Genomic DNA, 21,124 nt, shown 5'->3' with positions numbered 1-21,124 from the left:
GCAGCATGCAGCAGCATCAGCAGCAATCTCAGCCAAAGATGTCACCCTTCCCGTTCTCAGGCATCCTCGAACTGGACACGCGCGGCGGTGGAGCCGTTCGCACGCGCTCCCTGACCCTCCAGCCCCAACCGGGCGACGTGATGGTCACCGCACGGCAGGTTCGGGACAACAACCTCCGTGCGGGCTCCGTCCTCGAAGGGCTCGCACGACAGGGGCGGAACCCGAACCCGATCATGGAAGAGCTCCATACCGTGAACGGCCTCGCCCCGGGTGCGTGGGTGGCTCTCCCCGACTTCACCAGCCATGATGTGATCTCTCCCTATGAGTGGATCAAACTCGAAGGACGGGACGACTCGGTCGCAGGACGGCTTGGCGACCGGCCGATGCGCGTCGTCGACCTGTTCTGCCCCATCGGCAAGGGCCAACGCGCCCTGATCGTTTCGCCACCCAAGGCCGGCAAGACGATGCTCATGCAACAACTCGCGCATGCGATCAGCCGGAACCACCCCTCCATCGAACTCGCCGTGCTCCTCATCGACGAACGGCCGGAGGAGGTCACGGATATGCGCCGATCGATCAAAGGGGAAGTGTTCGCCAGCTCAAGCGATAGTGAAGGCGGACTGCATGTGCGCCTTGCCCAGCTTGTCCTCGAATATGCGCGCCGGAAGGTCGAAACCGGCAAGGATGTGGTGGTGCTGATGGACTCCCTGACACGCCTCGGACGGGCCTTCAACGTCCACCAGCGCGGTACCGGCCGCACCATGTCCGGTGGCGTGGATGTCCGCGCTCTGGAGATCCCCAAGCGCATGTTCGGTGCCGCCCGGAAGATCGAGGGAGGAGGATCGCTGACAATGATCGCGACCGCCCTGATCCAGACCGAATCGCGCATGGATGAACTGATCTTCCAGGAGTTCAAAGGGACCGGCAACATGGAACTGGTCCTGGACCGGGAACTGGCGGACGAGCGCATCTTTCCTGCGATCAGTCTCAATCTGTCCGGTACACGCCGTGAGGAATTGCTCTTCGGCGAAGAGAACGACCGGCACCAGGCATTGCGGAGGTCACTCTCCCGGATGCGCCCGCGCGAAGCCATGCTGGCGGTCCAGAAACTGCTCGAGCAGTACCCCACCAACGCCATGCTGCTGTCCAAGTTCACGTAACCGCACATCCGGGCCCCGCAGGTTCGATGGGGCCGCGCTGTGCCGATGTGTCACATCCACAGGTCAGGATCCATCATGCGCCTACGCATTCCGACTCTTGCCGTCCTTTCGCTGCTCACGCTCTCCGCGTTCGCCGCCGACAAGAAACCCCTCGATCATACCGTCTATGACGGGTGGAAGAAGATCAGCGGGGAAGCCATCAGCGCAGATGGCGACCATATCGTCTATGTGATCGAGCCCCAGGAAGGGGATGCCGCCCTGGTCATCCGTACCGTACGAACCGGAGCCATGGATACCGTCGCGCGCGGTACAGCGCCCCGGATCTCGTGGGATTCCCGGTATGCCGCATTCATCATCAAAGCCCCCTTCGCCGAAACACGGAAAGCGAAGATCGCAAAGAAGAAACCCGATCAACTCCCCAAAGACTCCCTCGCGATCCTGCGCTTCGGAGCGGATTCCCTGGTGCGGGATCCCCGCGTGAAGTCCTTCAAGTTCCCCGAGAAGGGCGCGGGGTGGATCGCCTGGCAGATTGAGAAGGACTCCACGCGGACAGAGACGAAAAAGAAGGACGGGGCTGATGCCGATGCAGCCGATGATGCGGCGGGTAAGGACAAGAAGGATGAAGGCGCATCCCTCGTCATCCGCCGCCTCGAGGACGGCAAAGAATTCCGGTATGCCGGCGTAACGGACTACGTCTTCAATGAACCCGGGACCGGCCTCCTGTTCACATGCGCGGCGAAGGACAGCACGGTCACGCCCGGTATCTATCGCTTCGACACACGGTCCGCCACAGTGGACACACTGCTGGCCGGAAAGGGTACCTACCGTGCCGCGGCATGGGATGATGCGGGCAACCAGGCCGCGTTCCTTGCCGATCGCGACACCTCCAAAGCGAAGCAACGCTATTACACGCTGTACTACTGGAATGCAGGAGCCGACAGTGCTCTGCCCGTCGCAGATACGACGACGACCGGCGTACCCGACGGCTGGCTCGTCAGCGAGAACCGCACTCCCGATTTCTCGAAGGACGGCACCCGGCTCTTCTTCGGGACCGCCCCCGTGCCGATCCCCGAAGACACGACGCTCTTCGATGAAGAAACAGCAAAGCTGGATGTCTGGAACTGGCAGGATCCTTTCCTCCAGACACAACAGAACAAGAATCTCGAACAGGAACGCAAGCGCACCTACCTCGCCGTTCTGCATATCGATGCACGCACCATCCGCCAGCTGGGCTCCCCTTCGGTCCCCACGGTCATCCTCGCCAACGAGGGAAATGCCGGTACCGCCCTGGGGCTCTCCGACGTCCCCTACCGTCGCATGACCTCCTGGGAGAACACCGGCTCCAATGATGTGTACCTGATCGACGTGCACACCGGCGCTGCCACCCGTGTGATGGAAAAGCGCAAAGGAACCGCAGGCATCTCACCAGGGGGCCGGTACATCTCCTGGTACGACCAGAAGAGCCGTCACTGGTTCACCATGGATGTCGTGACACGAGCGACAGTACAGGTGACCAAAGGCATCACGGTCCCGCTGTACAATGAACTCCATGATATGCCCGATGATCCCCCCGCCCACGGCATCCTCGGTTGGTCCGCGAATGATTCCCTGCTGCTGATCTATGATCGCTATGATATCTGGGTCACCGATCCCACCGGGCACCGTGCGCCGGCGTCGCTCACGGGGGGCGCTGGCCGGAGGTCGCTCATGAGCTACCGATACATCCGCACCGATCCTGAAGAACGGTTCCTGACACCGGGGAACGACATCTTTCTCCGGGCGTTCAACACCAGGACCAAGGATGCGGGATATGCACGGACCTCTCTCCCGGCCTCGGGGGCGCCGGTCACGCTCGTGCAACAGGCGTTCGACTATACCACGCTGATCCGGGCGCGCAAGGACTCGGTGTTCATCTTCCAGAAGAGCAATTTCATCACCTCGCCCGAACTCTTTGTTGCGCGAGCGCCCTTCACGGACCAGACGCGGATCAGCGACATCAACCTCCAGCAGAAGGAGTACCGCTGGGGAACCGTGGAACTCTTCTCATGGCGATCCGCTGACGGCAAGCCGCTCGATGGCCTGCTCTACAAACCCGAAGGATTCGACGCGAAGAAGAAGTATCCGATGATCGTGTATTACTACGAGCGCAACTCCGACCTGTTGAACAGGTACTTCTCCCCCGCCCCGAGCGCATCAACGATCAATCCGGCGTGGTGCGCAAGCAACGGCTATGTGGTCTTCATACCGGATATCGTGTACCGGAGAGGGTATCCCGGCCAGAGCGCCGTGGATTGCATCATCCCGGGAGTGAAGAGACTCATCGCGGCGGGCTTCGTTGACGCTGCACGTATCGGCCTTCAGGGGCAAAGCTGGGGCGGGTACCAGACCGCCTTCATCGTAACGCGGACGCCCATGTTCCGTGCGGCGATGGCCGGTGCAGCGGTCGCCAATATGACCAGTGCCTACGGCGGGATCCGCTGGGAAAGCGGCGTGAGCCGGATGTTCCAGTACGAACACTCCCAGAGCCGTATCGGTGCAACCCTGTGGGAACGGCGCGATCTGTACATCGAGAACTCCCCGTTGTTCGCAGCCGATAAGGTCACCACCCCGTTGCTGCTCATGCACAATGACGAAGACGGCGCCGTGCCATGGTACCAGAGCATAGAATTCTTCTCCGCCCTGCGCCGGCTCGACAAGCCGGTGTGGATGCTCACGTATAACGGTGAGGCCCACAACCTCGTGCAGCGCAAGAACCGCAAGGACCTGTCCGTGCGCCTGATGCAATTCTTCGATCACTATCTGAAGGATGCCCCCGCACCGGTGTGGATGACCAGGGGCATCCCGGCGGTGAACAAAGGAAAAGTGTTCGGCCTGGAACCAGACACACACTGAACACGAGCGAAGCGATGACGAAGATGACTCTGACGGTGATCGAGATGCTGCGAAGATCATTCTCCGCTCTTGCAGTGATCATCCTGGTGACGGGGGCATTGAACACCGCGTTGGCCCAGGCTTCCGCGCCGACCGCGCGCTGGTACTACGAACCGCAATTCGAGCCGCCGGAACATCCGGTGGATATGCTCCATATGCGCCTGGAGGTTTCGTTCGTACCGGCAGAGGGCCTCGTCCGGGGCACGGTCACGCATCGGTTCACGCCTTTGCGCCCGCGCGTGGACTCGCTCTTCCTCAACGGCCCGGGGATCAGGGTCGCATCCGTTTCCTACCGCGGCAAACCAGCGCCGTTCACGTCAACGGACGAAGGACTGACGGTGAAGTTCGACCCGCCCGCCACATGGGGTCGCACGGACAGTATCACCATCCGCTACGACGCAAACCCGCGCCGGGGGCTGTATTTCATCGGGTGGAACGACCTGTCCGGGACAAGCAAGAAGCAGATCTGGTCGCAAGGCCAGGGCATCGACAACCGTCACTGGTTCCCGTGCTACGATGAGCAGAACGACAAGCTCACCACCGAAACCATTGTGACGTTCGATGCGAAGTACAAGGTCCTTTCCAATGGTGTCCTGGTCTCCGAGACGCGCAACCCCGACGGCACGGTCCGGTGGCACTACCGCATGAACCACCCGCACGCAACATACCTTGTCATGCTCGGGATCGGTGACTATGGCATCGAGCGCCGCCGCAGCGCGAGCGGGGTCCCTCTGTCGCTGTACTACTATCCGGAATATCGCGATCGCGTCGAACCGACATACCGGTATTCGGCGGAGGCGGTGGACTTTCTCGAGCGCGAGACCGGGGTCCCCTATCCCTGGGAATCCTATTCGCAGATCCCCGTGCAGGATTACCTGTATGGGGCCATGGAGAACACGACGGCCACCGTGTTCGGGGACTTCTTCCTCGTGGATGCCCGGGGATATCTTGACCGGAACTACGTCTATGTGAACCTGCATGAACTCACGCATCAGTGGTTCGGTGACTACATCACCGGACGGGTAGGCCGCAATGCATGGTTGCATGAGAGTTTCGCCAGCTTCTATCCCAAGCTCTTTGTGCGCGCCACGGCGGGCGAGGACGCCTACCAGTGGGCACGACGGAAAGAACAGGAGACGGCGATCGCTGCCTCGGCACGGAACCGCTTTCCGATCCTTCACTCGGGCGCCGGTTCGGAACGGGTCTATCAGAAGGGCTCTGCCGTCATCGACATGATGCGGTATACCTTCGGCGAGGAACCGGTCCGCACAGTGATCACCGGCTATCTGAAGAAGCATGCATATGGTTCCGTGGAGACCAACGACCTGTATCAGTCCTTCCAGGATGTCCTCGGTCTCTCTCCCGCGTGGTTCTTCGAGCAGTGGATCTACCGGGGGGCGAACCGCAGTATGCGCTCAGTGTCGAAGAGAACACGCTCGGCGGGCTCCGGCGTACGGTCTTCACCGTCAGGCAGACCCATCAACGGGATGAGCTCGTGGGCCTGTTCCGGATGCCGGTTGTCTTCGCGGTCCATTATGCGGACGGGACCCTGGACACCGCCCGTGTGATGATCGAGAACGAGACGCATATGGTCGTCATCCCGAACCCGGGAAGCCGGCCGGTATCGTTCGTCCTCTTTGATCCCGGCAGCTGGATCCTGAAGACCGTATCCTTCCCGAAGCCGTTCGCATGGCTGGCCGCCCAGGCGGCACAGGCCCCGCGGATGATCGACCGCTATGATGCACTCGTGGCGATGCGGACGCTCCCGCCGGAGCAGAAACGTGCCGCACTCATGCGCGCATACGACCGTGAGACCTTCCACGCGATCCGCGGCGAGGCGGTGATGCAACTTGCGGCAGATCGCCACGCCGACGCCCGCGCGCTCCTGCTGCGGGCAGTGCACGACCCCTCCGCCGAGGTGCGTCTGGGACTCATCTCGATCATCAACGGCATCGCCGAAGAAGAGCGGCCGTTCCTCGAGCCCATGCTGGCAGATTCATCCTACGAGGTCGTTGCGATGGCGCTCCGGAAGCTTGCACGGCGGTTCCCGGATGAGGCACGGTCCTACTGTGCGCGCACAGCCGCCGATCGGGGCGTGGGCCAACAGATACGGATCCTCCGTCACGAGATCCTCGCCGGCCTGGGCGAGGGGTCATCGCTCGACACCCTGGGTATGCTTGCCAGGCCGGAGTATGAATTCCGGACGCGTGTGCATGCCTTGGAAGCCCTGCGTACGCTGAACCATTGCCCCGAGGACGTTGTTCGTTCGCTGTGTGATGCGATGTCGCATGCCAATGGCCGCCTCCGGGGGCCGGCCACCGATGTCGCCCGCCACTTCCTCGCCACCTCGGCATACCGGACGCTCTTCCAGCGGGAACTGGCGGATGCATCGCGCCCCGCGTGGAAGCAGCAGATGCTGCGTACCGTGATCGAGGCCGAGTGAACATCATCGGATCATTCATCTCGAAGAAGAGCGAACAGATGCTTTCGTTGTTCGTCACGGTGTACTTCTGGGGGTTCATGCTCCTGACCTCCCTCGCGCTCTTCCCGATCGCCGTGGTCCTGCGCGTGGCCACGGCACCGTTCGACCGGCGGCTGAGACTCCTCCACCGGTTCACCTCGTTCTGGGGGTCCCTGTACACCCGGGCGAACCCGCTCTGGGAGGTCACGATCACCGGCACGGAACACCTCGCCGTCGATGCGCCTGCCGTGATCATCGCCAACCATCAGTCCTTTGCCGACATCCTGGTCTTGTTCCGTCTCCACCTCCACTATAAGTGGGTCTCCAAAGCGGAGAACTTCCGTGTGCCGCTCATCGGATGGAACATGGGATTGAACCGCTACATCCGGATCGAACGCGGTTCGATCCGCGGGAACCTGAAGATGATGAGGGATTGCGAAGTGGCGTTACGGGATGGGAACTCGCTGATGATCTTTCCGGAGGGGACCCGCTCCGTGGATGGACGGATGCGTCCGTTCAAGGAGGGGGCATTCGAACTCGCGATCAGGATGAGAAGGCCCATCCTTCCCATCCTGATCTCCGGCACCGGGAATGCTCTCCCGAAGCGCGGCATCATGCTCCGGGGCCACCACCACATGCAGGTGCGCATTCTTCCACCGATCGACCCCGAAAGCTATCGCGGCAAGAGCGCCGAACAACTCGCGAAGGAAGCGTTCGTGATGATGTCCACGTCGCTCTCCACGGGCATCACGGTGGCGCGGGGCTGACCGTCCCCCTGCTCTTCCTTATTCCTGGAGCGAGAGGGCCCCGGCCGCCGGATCGAGGTACCCGCGCAGCACGGCGTTCTCCCCCTTGAAGACCGCCCAGGTTGGCAGCGACAGGTGGCGCTTCGTCATCTGATACAACTGCAGGGCGCTGTTGCCCGCAAAGAGATAGACCATCCTCCCCGGCGCGAAGGGATTCGGCAGCGCAATGAAGAGCCCCTCGTCGGCCTCCGCATACGTCTTCCCCATCCAACGGAAGGAATTGCGGCCCAGTTCGATACCTGCCGCACGCGCAAGCGTGTCGGCGAGGGTATTGTCTGCCGCACCGCCCAGCACCACAAGGTCGTGTTCCTTCATCATACCGCCTGAGATCTCAGCATCCTGACGCAGCGGCAACAGATACTCCACGAACTGATCCGCGATCATGGTCTGGTACCGGAGGCCCAGTGTGTGGTTCGCTTCCGTCTGCCGCCCGGTCCCGTACACGATCTGTGCCGTGCTGAAATCATCGAAGAGATTCCCGTAGATCGCGTTGTTCTCGCGGCGGACGGGGATGTCATTCCCCGGATTGAACACGACGCGCAGGGGCTTCTTCTTCGTGGTGAACAGGAACTCCTGATCCGGCCCGGTGACCACGACCGGTCTCCATTCCGTATCACCCGCGGTTTCGATCGCCACGGAAGAAGTGAACGTGTACGGCGTTCCCGACTGTTGCACCCGCACTCTCAGCGTCCATGCATCGCCTGCCTGAGCCACTGTAGCGGACGCCACCGGCACGGGGAGGTCATCGCGCGTGAGCCACTGGCGCACAGCCGCGGCAGGACCGGCACCACCGGCCGCCTGCACGGCATCCAGGAATTGTGCGGTCGACATCGTCTTGCTCTTGTACCGGTCGTGCACGCTGCGCATCAACGTCAGGAATGCCGTGTTCCCCATCATCAACCGGAGCTGGTGCAGGGCGAACGTCCCGCGGATGCGCGGGATCACGTAGTGCCCGTAGCGGTCGTACACCCTTCGCGCATTCACAGGGGCGACCGATCCTTCGTGGTCCATCGTGTATTGGAGCCGGCAACTGAGGTCTGCGAACGCATCGCTCGAGCCGGTAGCGGCTCCGGACACATCCGGCGCGAGCCCGTTCAGCATCTGCCAGTACGAAGCGGTCCCGCTGACGAACCAGTTGTCGCCTCTGTGGCAGGGAGTACCGTGTTCATCCAGAGGCCCTTCTTTGCCACGGTGTACACGGATTCGACCTCGGCATATCTCGTGCTCTTCTTCACCTCCGGCATGGCGGCCTGCCTCTTCCCTTTCAACTGATCAGCGATATACACGGGATTGATCACCGTGTATCCCAGCGTCAGATGCGGCAGGGCATTGGGAAGATCGGGCATCAGACGGCTGTTCTTGTCCACGATCTTCTCCCGGAGCGTGACCTTGCCATAGTGCGCAAGGAACATCATGTGTGACGCAAGGGTCGAGTTCGTGATCTTTCCGTCGCATGCGTGCGGACGGTTGATCGGCGAGGTGGCCATGACGTTGACCGCATCCAGTTCATCGATCCGACCCTTGTGCCGCTGGTAATACTGATAGAAAGCGATGTCCCGGTTCACATTTCCGTACACCACATCGAACGGGGCATTGGAGGGATCCGGGATATATTCTCCCCGCACCCCGGGATCCTTGGCATTGTTCACGCTCCAGTAGAAGCCATCCGTTGCACCGGGGAAGTCCTTCTTTGAACTCCGCCAGAGTTTGTGGGTGGCGGTACCGAGGAGAAGGATCGCGGTCTCATCGGTCTTCGTGTCGCCGATGAGCCAATCATTGGTATACAGACCGTTGTTCCCCGTCGTCAGGATCCGCTCCACATCATCGATGCTCGAGGCGTACTGCGCGGCCTTCCGGATACGCGATGACTGCGGCTCCCCCGTGATGTCGAAGGGCGTCTGCATCACGGTAGTTTCACCGATCATGATGCCGGCATCGTTGATATAGAAATCCGCACCGGAGTGGATCCCCCCGGGAAAGGTCTGATAGACCAGCCGATGCCCTTTCGCCGGCTGGACGTCACAGATCACGTCCCAATGCACGCCGGTGTACCCGCTCCACATGAAGAGTTGTCCGAACACGATCCGGCCATCGCGCGACGCACTGCCGTTGGCGAGGAACGAGGAGCATTTGTGCAGCCGCTCCGCGGCACGCGCTTCTTCCTCATCCTTCCGGAAACTCCTGCCTGAAAGCGGATGCGCGGTCTCGGCGAGTGCGCTGCCGAGCTGGCTGAGGTCCACCGCGGAATTGATGGTGACGATATCCAGCAGGTTCACCGTGCGGCCGTGGATCCTGGCAGCGGCCCCTGCCGCACCATCGGCGATGCCCTGCATCTCTTCGAGATACTCGGGATCGTACTGGCGGAGCATGAGCGCGTCGGTCATCGTGCGCAGGTCATTCCATCCGGCGCGCGGATTGTCGCCGTTCTGGCGCACCGCAAGCTTTTCCATGTACGCAACGATCTCGGGCGCAAGCAGCGTCCCGTACTGATATCCCCGTTCGTACGGCTTCCCCTCGATGTGCACGTTGATCCACCCCTTGTCCGTGTACCGGAATGCCGGCCCGAACCACTTCACGGTCTCCGGCGGGATGTACGCACTGATATCGTTCACTTCCTCGAGGAGGACATCATCAAACCACGCCTTCCCCGTCGCCGTTCCATTGTGGCCAAGATGGAGCGCGATGCGGTCCGTGGCACGCGTGGCAAAGAAGAGGACCTCGACCCGTGTCCACTCCCGCGTCCCTGCCACCGCAGGAGAGCTCATGGTGAAGGGGAATGATCGCATGCCAATGGTCGCAGCCAGGGCCGTGGGATAGCGGGAGGTCGGATCAGCGGCCGCATGCGCGGTCCGGACCCAGGCGGACAGCCGGTACAGATGGCCTATGGTGAGACTCACTTCAACGGAAGTTGCAACACTGCTCCCGGGCCCTTTGTTGTCGATGAGAAGGCTGGCGATGCCTGAGCGCGCGATGGTGGTATCCCGGAAGGACCGGTTCTCCCCGTCGGGAGCGATCGAGACGCTCCACCATCGGGGAAGGCCGTCCTTGCCCTCCTCAAATCCTGGATTGGCAAAGGCGTGGGTCTGCCCGCTGGCGACCGGGCAGAAGACCAGTAATGAAATGAGCAAGTGCGGTGACCGTGTGATACGCGGGGCGCATGGTTCTCTTTCTGAAATGGCGATATCGTGTATGCTACGAAATGGCAACGAACGAAGCAAGGTTTCGCGTTGCTCTTGGTGTCTCTTCTTGCTACATTTTTGCAGACATCACATCAGCATCTGCGGAAACGTGATCACCTTCACCTCCATCAGCAAGACCTTCGGCGGCACGACGGCACTCGACGGCGTCTCGTTCTCACTCGAACGCGGCCGGGTCCATGCACTCATGGGTGAGAACGGGGCGGGAAAATCCACGCTCGGCAGGATCCTCGCCGGGATCCTCCGGCCCGACCATGGCGAGGTCCTCCTCGGCGGAACCCCGCGCCGCTTCACCTCACCACGCGATGCGCGCCATGCAGGGATCGCCATGGTCCACCAGGAACTGGCCCTCTGCCCGGATCTGAGCGTGGCAGAGAATCTCTGCCTCGGCAACTATCCCGTCCGGATGAGGCCGCTCATCGACCCGGCAGAGATGACATCCCGGGCGAAGGCCATGCTCGCCGATGTGGGTTCGGCGATCGACCCCCGGGCCGCCGTGCGCACATTGCCGGTCGCACTCCGCCAGGTGGTCCAGATCGCAGGCGCCGTGGGCACAGGCGCGTCGATCCTGATCTTTGATGAGCCGACAAGCTCGTTGTCGGAGGCGGAAACGGGCCATCTGTTCTCACTCATCCGGCAACTGCGCGACCGCGGCACGACGATCCTGTATGTCTCGCACCGCATGAGGGAGGTGTTCGCGCTTGCAGACACGATCACCGTACTGCGTGACGGGAAGTTCATCGGGTCGCTGGGGCGCGATCGGGCGACCGAAGGAGAGATCGTCTCGATGATGATCGGCCGGGAGCTCGACACACATCTTCCCCGCCCCGCCGCACCGGCTCCCGGGGGCAGCATCCTCGAGGTCCAGAACCTTACATCGGAGGGCAGGTTTGCGGATGTCAATTTCACCGTGCATGGGGGAGAGATCGTAGGGATCGCCGGACTCGTCGGTGCCGGGCGAAGTGAGCTCGCGGCCGCGATCATGGGGCTCGACCGCGCAGCCACCGGGGATGTACGCATCGATGGCCATTCACTCCGGGGGCTCCCGACGGGAAGGCGCATTGACGCAGGACTCGGGTTTGTCCCGGAGGATCGGAAAGCGCAGGGCCTGGCCCTCATGCTTTCATGCAGAATGAATCACTCCTTCCCGCTCCTCCGGTCACTCCGGCGGTTCCTGTTCCTCGACAGGAAGAAGGAGACCGGGATGCTGGAAGGATCGTTTCGCGCGCTCGCCATCAAGGCACCGGACTTCGAGACCCCCGTCGGGCATCTGAGTGGGGGCAACCAGCAGAAGATCGTGCTTGCACGATGGTTGGCAGGCAAGGCACATCTGCTCATCCTGGACGAACCCACCCGCGGGGTGGACATCGGCGCGAAGAGTGCTCTGCACGGTACGATCGAGCAGCTGGCCGGTCGGGGAATGGGGATCATCCTGATCTCATCCGAGCTGCCGGAATTGCTCCGGCTGTCGACACGGATCCTGGTGATGCGTGAGGGACGGATCGTCGGCGAAGTGCACAGGCAGGATACCGATCAGGAGCACCTGCTCAGAATGATGTCCGGACTTGCCGCATAGAATTGTCAGCAGAGATCGCAGGAACACAACAAGGGCCACTATCATGACACGTTCCGAACTACGCAAACACCAGAAACGCGCGCTCGGGTATCTGAAGAAGGCGCACCTGCCCGTCACGCCGCAGGAGGCACGGAACATCGAGGTCGCGGATTTCGGGTTGGACGACATCGCCCACTTCGGCCTGGAGCTGGTCGTGTACGAGAACAACGAACGGTACTGTGCCAAGGAATTGGTGATGTTCCCCGGCCAGATCTGCCCCGAACACCGTCATCCTCCCCACGCCCGGACCGGACCGGGGAAGCGCGAAACCTTCCGCTGCCGCTGGGGCGTGGTGTACCTGTATCTCGAAGGCCCACCGGCCCGCCGCCCGAAAGGCAAAGTGCCCGCGGACAAGAAAGACGTATTCACCGTCTGGCATGAGATCGTGCTCAAGCCCGGCCAACAGTACACGCTCCCATCGAACACCCTGCATTGGTTCCAGTCCGGGCCTCAAGGAGCGGTCGTCTCGGAGTTCTCTTCCTCGAGCGACGATGAAAGTGACATCTTCACGGACCCCCAAATCAAGAGAATCCCGGTGATCGAATAATGACATCCAAGCAACGCTTTCTCGCAGTCCTCAACCGGCAGGTCCCCGACCGTCTGCCGGTGACCACGCACCATGTGATGCCGTACTATCTGGACAAATATCTGAACGGCATTTCCAACGACGCGTTCTTCGACATGTTCGGCATGGACCCCATCCAATGGGTCTTCGATCACACACCGGCCCCGGGGACAGGCGACTATTACGACCCCGATCACACGCCCGGGTATCTGGAACCGCGGCGGATCGCCTCGGACAACTGGCGCATCACGACCGAAGAGCTCCCCGATCCGCAGTACAAGACCGTGCGGTACACGTTCCACACGCCGAAGAAGAACCTGACGCTTGTCCTCCAGAGCAATGACTATACATCGTGGGTGACCGAGCGGCTCATCAAAGAGAAGAGCGACATCGACATCATCGGGGAATTTGCGACGAAGCCGCTGTGTGATGTCGATGCCGTGAACGCGAAGGCCGCCGCGTACGGAGAACGCGGATTGATCCGGGGAACCGTCGTCTGTTTCGATGTGTACGGGCAACCCGGGTGCTGGCAGGATGCCTCCGTCCTGTACGGGATCGAGGACCTGATCATGGCAACGTATGACGATCCGGAATGGGTCCATGCCCTGCTGAAGATCCTGATGGACCGGAAGCGCGTCTTCATTGATTCGATGCAGGGTGCACAGATCGATGTCTCCGAGCTGGGGGGGGGCGATGCGTCCTCCACCGTGATCTCGCCGAAGATCTTCGACACATTCGTCGCGCCCTACGATGCGCCGTTGATCGACGCCGCGCATGCCGCCGGGCAGCGCATCGTGTATCACACGTGTGGCGGGATGATGCCGTTCCTGGAGCGGCTCGCGGACATGAAGCCGGATGCCATGGAGACGTTCACGCCTCCCGGCATGGGGGCGGATGTGGACCTGCGCGAAGCGAAGCGGCGGATCGGCGACAGGGTCTGCTTCATCGGGGGATTTGACCAGAAGGAGTACTTCAACCAGTGCACGCCGGAGGAAACGCGCGCGGCGGTGCGTGCATGTTTCGACGCGGCGGGGCCGGGGGGTGGGTATATCCTCTGCCCGTCCGATCATTTCTTCGATGCGAAGTCGCCGTTGCTCGAGGCGTTCGCGGATGAAGCGAGGAAGTGCGTCTACTAGAAGGTATGACGTGCGAAGGGCGCACGCCCTTCGCACGTCATTGCCGCCTGTTCATCCACCGCACACCCTTCCTGAACACCACCACGCCGATCGCCAGAGGGGCAAGGCCACTCACGACCCCTCCGATCACCACATCCACGATGTGCTCCGTGCGCACCACGCCGATCATAAATGCAAGGATCAGCCCCAACGTCACCATCCCGCCGAATGACGCGACGAGCCCTCCCACGACGCTGACGATGATCCCGGTGATGCGCCGGCGGACGCGCGCTGCATCCGACTCCGCCGGCGCAGCATCGGGGGCACCGGACAGATCCGCGGTGGCAGGCGGGAGATCCTGATCATCACCGTCACCGAATACCAGGACACCGGATGACCTACGAGGGAGTGCCAGTGCCGGGCCATGGGCGAGTTGCTCCCTGCGCAGGCGCCGCACCAGCCGGAGGGTCCAGATCCAGCAGCCGAACAACACAACGAGCGTGAACACACCCAGGGCGAAGACCGTCCAGACCTCCTCCACTTCGGCCATCGCCATCAGCGGGAAGTCATAGAGCATGTGCAGGAGAACCGCGAAACCGTAGCCACGAAGGATGTAGCGTGTGCGCTCCGCGGGGAGGCGCCACGCCTGTCCGACATGGTAGCCCATGATCGCGCCGACGAACGCATGCAACGGCACGGCCGTGAACGCCCGCGAGACGGCGACACTGATGCCTCCCCCGAAGACGAACAGGATGTTCTCCAACGTCGCGAAGCCGAGCGATGCGACCACGCCGTAGACGATACCATCCATCGGTTCGTCGAAGGCACGGTGGCGCATATTGTAGCCGAGGAGGACGAGAAGCTTCACGAACTCCTCGGGGATCGCGGCGACGAAGAGTGCGCCGAGAAGACTCGAGGCGATGGGGTTCGGCACCAATGCCACGGCATGCTGCAACGGGTAACCGATGAGGAGGATCGGGAAAACCGTCAGGACGCCGAGGCCGAACGTTGTCCACAGGACCCTCGGCGGCTCGGGATAGGCATCGCGCGCATGGAAGTACCACACGAGGAGCGCGGAGGGAACGACGGCAGAGACGGCGAGCAGCGAAGTCAGCATCGTGCGCGTCAGGCCTCCCATGTGCGGAGGCCATACCGGCTCAGGTACAGAGGAATATTCCGGAACAGCGGGTCGGATTCTTCGATCTCCCGGATCATCTTGCGTTTCATGCTCGACACATCGCCTGCAAGGAGGGTCACCGATCCCCCCGCGCCGCCCGCGCCATTCACCTTCCACCCGATCGCTCCGTGCCGCTTCGCGATCTCGATCACTTTCAGGGCATCCGCGCTCACCAGGTCCGGATGGAGGTGCGACTGCGCTTCCGTGTTCACGACCATCGCATGGCCGAACGCAGCGAAATCACCGGCATACACCGCATCCCGCGACATCTCTGCCGTGCCGCGCAGTGCCTCCAACCGGGGGCAGCCCGGCCCTTCATGTTCGAGTTCGCGGATCACCTTCTTGTGCAGCTCGGTGGAATCGTGGGAACGGCCCAGGAAGATCAGGACCAGGCGGCGTTCAAGTTCCCACCAGATGCTGTTCGGGACCTGTATCTGGGACACCGATGCCCACGGGAATTTCTGCATCTCGATATAGTTGATCCCCCCATAGGCGGAGCAGAGCTGGTCCTGGATGCCACATTGGAGATGCAACATTTCCATCTCCACATGATGGGCGGCCATGGCGACCTCATGCGGGGTCATGTGCCCCGGCGTAAGCCTGTCCAGCGCTCCGAGCAAGGCCACCGACACAGCGGCCGATGTTCCGGTCGATGCACCCGCCGGGGCCTCCGAAAAGATCGTGACCTCCAATGACAGCTCCGCCGGCACTTTCATATACTGGATGGCCGCTTCCAGCAAGGGGTGTTTCGTCCACGCCTGACCCTCCGGTGACATCGCGTAGCGGTCACCGTAGTTCTCGGCCTGGATGATCACCCGATCATGCGAACGGTCGGCGGCGAAGACCTCGACCTGCACCTCCGCATATGGATAGATGCCGATATTGAAGATCTTGCCGTGGCCGGCAAACCAGGTGTCCGTCCACCCCCCGTTATCGACGATGCGTATGGGGGCGACGCTATTGATGACCCGAAGAGGCGTGCGGCTGTTCATGGACGAGGGCTCATGGTAAGTGTATCATATAATGTAGACAGAGCGCTTCCAAAGTTCAAGTTGAGTTTCCGACCAGAATTCCGTACTTTTTCGCAGACGACTCTGCTACCCGAGTGCCAACCAATGGAACGCCAGGACCCCGGTCCTGCAACTGAAAGTGCCGATCACCCCGGAGATCAAGGAATCATGAAAACCATTTATCTTGTCGCCAGTGGCGACCTGCGCGCTTCCGCCAATCAGAAATGCGAGGCCGCACAGGCAGCGATGGAGCAGCAGGTCATCGCCGCCGTCGAAAAACTCGGCGGGTCGGTCACCCGTGCCCACGCCTACGATCCCGTCAAGAAGCACGGCTTCATCGACAGCCAGAAGTATGGCATGGAGGTGTTCCGGTCGATCCCCCCGAAAGCGCCGGTCATCGTCGCCGAAGCCGTGTGGCAGTACACGCACCACGTGCTCCCCGGTCTGATCACGCACAAGGGCCCGATCCTCACCGTCGCCAACTGGAGCGGCCAGTGGCCCGGGCTGGTGGGCATGCTCAATCTCAATGGCTCCCTGACCAAGGCCGGCGTGGAGTACAGTACATTGTGGAGCGAGGACTTCACCGACAGCTTCTTCCTGAAGGGGCTTGCCCAGTGGCTGAAGAAGGGCAGAGTGAAGCACGACACCTCGCACGCCATCCCGTACAAAGAAGCACGCATCCCCGGCCAGGCCGAGAAGGTCGGCGTCGAATTCGCGAAGGCGTTCCGCGAGAAGAAGGCGATCATGGGGATCTTCGACGAAGGATGCATGGGCATGTACAATGCCATCATCCCGGATGAACTCCTGTTCAAGACCGGTATCTTCAAGGAGCGCCTCAGCCAGTCCTCCCTGTATGCGAAGATGCTGACCGTCTCCGACGCCGAAGCCCGCGAGGTGTACGACTGGATCCTGGCGAAAGGGATGAAGTTCACGTACGGCCCGAATGAAGCCACGGATCTCACCGAGGCACAGGTCCTGGGCCAGTGCAAGATGTACATCGCGGCAGTGCGTATCGCCGACGAGTTCGGCTGCTCGACGATCGGCATCCAGTATCAGCAGGGGCTGAAGGATCTTGCGCCGGCATCCGATCTTGCCGAAGGCCTGCTGAACAACACTGACCGACCGCCTGTGCGTCACGAGAAGACCGGCGACGTACTCTATGCCGGCGAGGCGCTCCCCCACTTCAATGAAGTGGATGAATGCGCAGGGTTCGATGGCCTGGTCACGTATGGGCTGTGGCGCGAACTCGGCTATCCGCCGGAGAACACGCTGCACGATGTGCGGTGGGGGCGTTCCTATAAGGATGGTGATGTGCGGGGATTCGTGTGGGTGCTGGAGATCTCCGGTGCGGTACCGCCAGCACACCTCGTCGACGGCTTTGCCGGTACGGTGGGCGAACGCCAGCCTCCCATGTACTTCCGCCTCGGCGGTTCTACGGTCAAGGGCATCAGCAAACCCGGCAGCATCGTCTGGAGCCGCGTGTATGTCGCAGATGACCGCCTGCAGTGCGATCTCGGGCTCGGCGAGGTCGTGCCGCTCCCCATCGAGGAGACACAGGACCGCTGGAACCAGACCACCCCGCAGTGGCCGATCATGCATGCCGTCCTGAAGGGGGTATCGCGCGATCAGATGATGGCCAAGCACAAGGCGAATCACATCCAGGTCGTGTACGCGCCCGATGCTGCAGGGGCACGCAAGGCGATGTTCGCCAAGGCTGCTGCCATGCGCGAGCTCGGGCTGAAAGTGCACTTCTGTGGCGTCGGCAAGTAAACATCCCGTGATACGAGCGCTCCTCTCGCTGGCACTCGTGCTGGCGGTAGGAGCGCTCTTCCATGCGGATGGTGCATTCTTTCAGTGGGACACCCACCGTGACATGCTCAGGGGTGTCTCGGTGTTCGGCATCCTTGCATGCGGCATGACCCTCGTCATCATCGCCGGAGGGATCGACCTTTCCGTCGGCAGTATCCTCGGAGCCTGTGCCGTCGTCTTCTCCCTCCTCTCGATCCATCTGGGCCTGCCTGCCTTCGTTGCCATCGGCATCACCCTGGCGCTCGGACTCGCCTGCGGCGTCGTGTCCGGATCCGTGATCGCCCGGTTTCGCGTGCAACCGTTCATCGCTACCCTGGCCATGATGGTCTTCGCCCGCGGGTTGGCGAAGTTCATTTCCGGCGGACAAAAGATCTCCACGGCGGTCCAGCGTCCGGATGGCACTTATGCGTACGTCGACGTCCCGCCGCTCTTCGATGCTATCGGTGCACGGATCGCCGGCGACAATGTCGCGGTCGTCACGATCGTCATGCTGGTCTCCCTGGCCCTCTGCGGCATCCTCCTTTCACGCACGACCTGGGGCCGGGAACTCTTCGCCGTGGGAGGCAATGAGGAAGCGGCCCGCTACGCCGGCATCCCGGTCGGAGCCACCAAGGTCCTCGCCTATGGCCTCAGCGGACTCTTCTGTGCCGTGGCCGGCATCTGCCAGGCGGCGCAGGAACTCCAGGGCGATCCCGAAGCGGGATCGACCTATGAACTCAGCGCCATCGCCATGGTTGTCATCGGCGGCACAAGCTTGCAGGGTGGCCGCGGATCGGTGTGGCTGACGCTGCTCGGCGTGCTCATCATCGGGTACCTCGAAAAGATCCTGAGCATCAATGCTGTCGGCGAAGAAATGCGCCTCATGCTCACAGGCGTGATCATTCTCGGGGCGGTATTGCTGCAGCGCAACCCGTGACCATACCAGGGCGGTGCATGCACCGCCCCTACAAACGCAATGTGCGGCGCCGATCATTGCATGGACGCATCGTCCCACCGGAACGTCTGCAGCGCGGTGCATATCATGGCACGGATACAAGGTACCACCAGGATGCATTCCATGATCGACCAGTGTCCGGTGTAGGGGCGGTGCATGCACCGCCCCACGGATGTCCCGGCAGACGGAATACTTCATCCCTTCCACCAACGAGAAGGTCCTATGAAACACCTCACCTGTCTCACGCTCTTCACGATCCTCCTCACGGCGACCATCTCCCTCCCCTCCTACGGCCAGCAGCACCGGTGGACGATCGGGATGAGCCAGTGCAATCTCGGCGAACCGTGGCGCGTCCAGATGAACGCCGATATCAAAAAGGCTGCTGAGGCACATCCTGAACTCACCGTCATCTTCAAGGATGCCCAGAACGATAATCTCCGTCAGGGAGCCCACGTCGAAGAGTTCATCCGCGCCGGCGTCGATCTGATCATCATCTCTCCGAAGGAAGCCGCGCCATTGACCAAACCCGTGAGCGCGGCATTCAAGAAGGGGATCCCTGTCATCGTCCTGGACCGCCGCGTCCTCGGGAACGAGTACACGTGCTTCATCGGGGCCGACAACAAACGCATCGGCAAGGCAGCAGGCGCCTGGATCGCGAAACTGCTCGGCGGCAAAGGGAGGGTCGTGGAACTCAAGGGGCTCATGACCTCCACCCCGGGACAGGACCGGAACGCCGGCTTCCGCGAAGGGATCAAGGGGACCGGCATCGACATCATCTTCGAAGCGGACATGAAATGGCTGGAGCCCAATGCCCGCAAGGAGATGGAATCGGCACTCGCCCGATTCCCCGTCATCGACCTCGTCTATGCGCATAACGACCCCGGGGCCCACGGTGCCTACCTCGCAGCCCGCGCCGCGGGACGGGAGAAGAAGATGGTGTTCGTCGGGATCGATGCCCTCCCCCAGGAGGGACAGATGTATGTGAAGCAGGGGCTTCTCGCGGCATCCTTCGAGTATCCTACCGGCGGGCGTGAAGCGATCGAGAACGCGTTGCTCATCCTCTCCGGCAAGACCGCTCCCCGCGAAGTCACCCTGCGGTCCCGTGTCTTCACCAAAGACAATCTCGCCGGTGGCGGCGAGTGGCTGTCCAACTGAAGGAGCACATCATGCGACGCACACTGGTCACTCTTATCCTTCTCATGGTCATCGGAGACGGTATGAACGCACAAGAGCAGTTCAACGGGCTCGGCATGGGGCTGGGCAACCTGTCGCGGCTGTCACGGGCTAAGACGCGCTCGATCAGCGCCGAAAACCCGGACGGGGAGAAGGGCAAGGGAGGCATGGCGACGGAAGGGACGGGCGCCAACGCCGCACGCGACCTGGGGAAGACCTGGAAGATCGCACCCTGTGTCCGTATCAAGCCGAAGCAAACATTCACCGTCGCGGACATCCCGGGCGAAGGTGCCATCCAGCAGATCTGGATGACCCCCACGGGGAACTGGCGGTACACGATCATGCGCATCTACTGGGATGACGAACAGACGCCGTCCGTCGAGGCTCCCATCGGCGATTTCTTTGCATGCGGATGGGGACAGTATGCGCAGATCTCTTCACTCGCCATCTGCGTGAACCCCGGGAGTGCCTTCAACTGCTACTGGGAGATGCCTTTCCGCAAGCGCGCACGGATCACGGTCGAGAACATCGCCGATGAAGAGATGACGCTCTTTTACCAGGTGAACTACACGCTCACCGATGTGCCGAAGGATGCCGCGTACTTCCACGCCCAATTCCGCCGGGTGAACCCCGTGCCCTACAAGTCGGTGTACACACTGCTCGACGGCGTGAAGGGATGGGGGCAGTATATCGGCACGTACATGGCGTGGGGGGTCAACAGCACAGGGTGGTGGGGTGAAGGGGAGATCAAATTCTATCTCGACGGCGATGGCGAGTTCCCGACCATCTGCGGTACGGGGACGGAGGACTATTTCTGCGGCTCATACAACTTCGAGAACCAGAAGACCCATCAGTACCAGGAGTTCACCACACCCTATGCAGGCCTCCCGCAGGTCATCCGGCCCGATGGGCTGTATCAGTCGCAGCAACGGTTCGGACTGTACCGCTGGCACATCATGGACCCTATCCGGTTCGACAGGGACCTGCGTGTCACGATCCAGGCGCTCGGATGGAGGTCCGGTGGGCGTTATCTCCCGCTCCAGGACGATATTGCATCCGTGGCGTTCTGGTACCAGACCGAACCGCATGCCCCGTTCCCGGCATTGCCTGATCGCGATGTGCTCGAGGTGAAGTGAGTCGCGATCCTGACACCGTGACGGACGCCGGGCTC

At 61.9% G+C, this 21,124-nt stretch carries 16 protein-coding genes; 12 read left to right on the top strand and 4 right to left on the bottom strand.

Annotated features, from left to right (window positions below; all coding sequences use genetic code 11):
* The first annotated feature begins 5 nt into the window (after window positions 1-5).
* From rho to IPI01_05230, 5 genes are all read left to right on the top strand, one after another.
* Complete coding sequence (rho, locus tag IPI01_05250) at window positions 6-1,160, top strand: transcription termination factor Rho (GenBank protein MBK7257203.1); 1,155 nt, start codon at window positions 6-8, stop codon at window positions 1,158-1,160.
* Window positions 1,161-1,235: 75 nt separating this feature from the next.
* On the top strand, window positions 1,236-4,052 hold the full coding sequence (locus IPI01_05245) for a S9 family peptidase (protein ID MBK7257202.1): 2,817 nt from the start codon (window positions 1,236-1,238) through the stop codon (window positions 4,050-4,052).
* A 14-nt stretch (window positions 4,053-4,066) separates the two neighbouring features.
* Window positions 4,067-5,659, top strand: a complete 1,593-nt coding sequence (locus IPI01_05240) for a M1 family metallopeptidase (protein ID MBK7257201.1) — start codon at window positions 4,067-4,069, stop codon at window positions 5,657-5,659.
* Complete coding sequence (locus tag IPI01_05235; protein ID MBK7257200.1) at window positions 5,587-6,534, top strand: hypothetical protein; 948 nt, start codon at window positions 5,587-5,589, stop codon at window positions 6,532-6,534. The genes IPI01_05240 and IPI01_05235 overlap by 73 nt, the downstream gene beginning before the upstream one ends.
* Complete coding sequence (locus IPI01_05230; protein MBK7257199.1) at window positions 6,531-7,319, top strand: 1-acyl-sn-glycerol-3-phosphate acyltransferase; 789 nt, start codon at window positions 6,531-6,533, stop codon at window positions 7,317-7,319. The genes IPI01_05235 and IPI01_05230 overlap by 4 nt, the downstream gene beginning before the upstream one ends.
* 18 nt (window positions 7,320-7,337) lie before the next feature.
* Here IPI01_05230 and IPI01_05225 read toward each other — a convergent pair whose 3' ends face one another.
* Both IPI01_05225 and IPI01_05220 read right to left on the bottom strand, forming a co-directional pair.
* Window positions 7,338-8,459 carry a hypothetical protein gene (locus tag IPI01_05225; protein ID MBK7257198.1) on the bottom strand — a complete coding sequence of 374 codons (1,122 nt, stop codon included), beginning with the start codon at window positions 8,457-8,459 and terminating at the stop codon, window positions 7,338-7,340.
* Window positions 8,453-10,486 (bottom strand): hypothetical protein, encoded by a 2,034-nt coding sequence (locus IPI01_05220; protein ID MBK7257197.1) that lies wholly within the window; start codon window positions 10,484-10,486, stop codon window positions 8,453-8,455. Before IPI01_05220 ends, IPI01_05225 begins: the two co-directional genes overlap by 7 nt.
* 160 nt (window positions 10,487-10,646) lie before the next feature.
* Here IPI01_05220 and IPI01_05215 point away from each other — a divergent pair, with 160 nt between their 5' ends.
* Genes IPI01_05215 through IPI01_05205 form a run of 3 tightly spaced genes read left to right on the top strand, consistent with a single transcriptional unit; the run spans window position 10,647 to window position 13,871 of the window.
* Window positions 10,647-12,131, top strand: a complete 1,485-nt coding sequence (locus IPI01_05215; GenBank protein MBK7257196.1) for a sugar ABC transporter ATP-binding protein — start codon at window positions 10,647-10,649, stop codon at window positions 12,129-12,131.
* Window positions 12,132-12,174: 43 nt separating this feature from the next.
* Complete coding sequence (locus IPI01_05210; GenBank protein ID MBK7257195.1) at window positions 12,175-12,717, top strand: D-lyxose/D-mannose family sugar isomerase; 543 nt, start codon at window positions 12,175-12,177, stop codon at window positions 12,715-12,717.
* Window positions 12,717-13,871, top strand: a complete 1,155-nt coding sequence (locus tag IPI01_05205; protein ID MBK7257194.1) for a hypothetical protein — start codon at window positions 12,717-12,719, stop codon at window positions 13,869-13,871. The genes IPI01_05210 and IPI01_05205 overlap by 1 nt, the downstream gene beginning before the upstream one ends.
* A 37-nt stretch (window positions 13,872-13,908) precedes the next feature.
* Here the strand turns inward: IPI01_05205 and IPI01_05200 are convergent, their stop codons facing one another.
* Both IPI01_05200 and IPI01_05195 read right to left on the bottom strand, forming a co-directional pair.
* Window positions 13,909-14,967: a PrsW family intramembrane metalloprotease gene (locus tag IPI01_05200; GenBank protein ID MBK7257193.1), complete on the bottom strand. Its 1,059-nt coding sequence runs from the start codon at window positions 14,965-14,967 to the stop codon at window positions 13,909-13,911.
* Between the two features lie 8 nt (window positions 14,968-14,975).
* Window positions 14,976-16,019, bottom strand: a complete 1,044-nt coding sequence (locus IPI01_05195) for a GHMP kinase (GenBank protein MBK7257192.1) — start codon at window positions 16,017-16,019, stop codon at window positions 14,976-14,978.
* 186 nt (window positions 16,020-16,205) lie between these two features.
* Between IPI01_05195 and IPI01_05190 the strand changes: the two genes are divergently transcribed.
* The 4 genes from IPI01_05190 to IPI01_05175 all read left to right on the top strand — a co-directional run bounded on the left by IPI01_05190 (window position 16,206) and on the right by IPI01_05175 (window position 21,089).
* A complete protein-coding gene (locus IPI01_05190; protein MBK7257191.1) occupies window positions 16,206-17,807 on the top strand; it encodes a fucose isomerase in 1,602 nt (533 codons plus the stop codon).
* Entirely contained in the window at window positions 17,791-18,762 is a 972-nt protein-coding gene (locus IPI01_05185) for an ABC transporter permease (GenBank protein MBK7257190.1), read from the top strand. The genes IPI01_05190 and IPI01_05185 overlap by 17 nt, the downstream gene beginning before the upstream one ends.
* Window positions 18,763-19,002: 240 nt before the next feature.
* Window positions 19,003-19,935: a substrate-binding domain-containing protein gene (locus IPI01_05180; protein ID MBK7257189.1), complete on the top strand. Its 933-nt coding sequence runs from the start codon at window positions 19,003-19,005 to the stop codon at window positions 19,933-19,935.
* Between the two features lie 11 nt (window positions 19,936-19,946).
* On the top strand, window positions 19,947-21,089 hold the full coding sequence (locus tag IPI01_05175) for a DUF2961 domain-containing protein (protein ID MBK7257188.1): 1,143 nt from the start codon (window positions 19,947-19,949) through the stop codon (window positions 21,087-21,089).
* Window positions 21,090-21,124 lie beyond the last annotated feature (35 nt).

The sequence above is a fragment of the Ignavibacteriota bacterium genome (assembly GCA_016707525.1).
Lineage (GTDB): Bacteria > Bacteroidota > Ignavibacteria > UBA10030 > UBA6906 > JAGDMK01.
This window is presented reverse-complemented; position numbering and strand designations above follow the sequence as displayed.

What these genes read in the sequence shown, in the direction of transcription:
- rho (MBK7257203.1), top strand. Translation starts at nt 6, where the DNA reads ATGCAGCAGCATCAGCAGCAATCTCAGCCAAAGATGTCACCCTTCCCG.
- IPI01_05245 (MBK7257202.1), top strand. Translation starts at nt 1,236, where the DNA reads ATGCGCCTACGCATTCCGACTCTTGCCGTCCTTTCGCTGCTCACGCTC.
- IPI01_05240 (MBK7257201.1), top strand. Translation starts at nt 4,067, where the DNA reads ATGACGAAGATGACTCTGACGGTGATCGAGATGCTGCGAAGATCATTC.
- IPI01_05225 (MBK7257198.1), bottom strand. Translation starts at nt 8,459, where the DNA reads ATGCTGAACGGGCTCGCGCCGGATGTGTCCGGAGCCGCTACCGGCTCG.
- IPI01_05210 (MBK7257195.1), top strand. Translation starts at nt 12,175, where the DNA reads ATGACACGTTCCGAACTACGCAAACACCAGAAACGCGCGCTCGGGTAT.
- IPI01_05205 (MBK7257194.1), top strand. Translation starts at nt 12,717, where the DNA reads ATGACATCCAAGCAACGCTTTCTCGCAGTCCTCAACCGGCAGGTCCCC.
- IPI01_05200 (MBK7257193.1), bottom strand. Translation starts at nt 14,967, where the DNA reads ATGCTGACTTCGCTGCTCGCCGTCTCTGCCGTCGTTCCCTCCGCGCTC.
- IPI01_05195 (MBK7257192.1), bottom strand. Translation starts at nt 16,019, where the DNA reads ATGAACAGCCGCACGCCTCTTCGGGTCATCAATAGCGTCGCCCCCATA.
- IPI01_05190 (MBK7257191.1), top strand. Translation starts at nt 16,206, where the DNA reads ATGAAAACCATTTATCTTGTCGCCAGTGGCGACCTGCGCGCTTCCGCC.
- IPI01_05180 (MBK7257189.1), top strand. Translation starts at nt 19,003, where the DNA reads ATGAAACACCTCACCTGTCTCACGCTCTTCACGATCCTCCTCACGGCG.
- IPI01_05175 (MBK7257188.1), top strand. Translation starts at nt 19,947, where the DNA reads ATGCGACGCACACTGGTCACTCTTATCCTTCTCATGGTCATCGGAGAC.